1 protein-coding gene is annotated in these 754 nt (G+C 50.8%); it reads left to right on the top strand.

From position 1 onward, the window contains the following. Nucleotides 1–754: formylglycine-generating enzyme family protein (locus EKA13_RS27430; RefSeq protein ID WP_100250169.1), on the top strand; the 754-nt coding region annotated here is incomplete at both ends.

Here is a 754-nt window from a genome sequence, read left to right as displayed (position 1 = left end):
ACACAGTGGTGCAGTCGCTGGACAATATGGTGTTTGTCGAAGGCGGCGAGTTTCAGATGGGGGATTTTGGGTGGAAGTGTGACTATGACCCCAGCAATATGTGCGAATGGCCGTGTGGAGTTGAGCCCGAGCGGTTGTGCAACATCAGCATGGATGGGGATGATGATTTTGTTCATCCGGTAAAGCTAAGCAGCTACTACCTTTCAAAATTTCAGACCACGATAAAAGATTTCGACTTGTTTTTTGTTGCGCAAGGTAAACCACTGTATGACGCAGAAGATCGTAAGCGTGAGGACATACAGTTCCTGTATGAACCCAATAACCCCGCGCCGTCCAAAAGCTGGGATGAAGCTAAGGGTTACTGCAATTGGCTGGGCAAGCTGAGTGGTTACCCAGTGGATTTACCCAGCGAAGCACAGTGGGAATATGCCGCTCGCAACCGTGGCCAGCATGTTTTTTTTGCTACCGATAACGGTGGTTTGGACTATGGGCGAAATTTTCCTCACCCCGATGAAACGCGGACCTTTGCTGTAGACCGTTTTGTACCCAACCCCCTGGGAATTCATAACCTTTCCGGTAACGCCGTTGACTGGGTTAATGACTGGTATGGTGCGGATTACTATCATCACTCCCCGGTGGAAAATCCAACCGGCCCAGAAACGGGAACACTCCGCATACACAGAGGCTCAACCTATGCCGAAGGGCCGCTAATTTCCGCAAGTACGGTTCGGCGCTGGGCTGATGAGCCTGTAAA

The organism is Pseudomonas defluvii, from assembly GCF_001695625.1.
GTDB classification, from domain to species: domain Bacteria; phylum Pseudomonadota; class Gammaproteobacteria; order Pseudomonadales; family Pseudomonadaceae; genus Aquipseudomonas; species Aquipseudomonas defluvii.
Note: the sequence above shows the minus strand (reverse complement) of the source record. Positions and strands in the feature narration are given on the sequence as shown.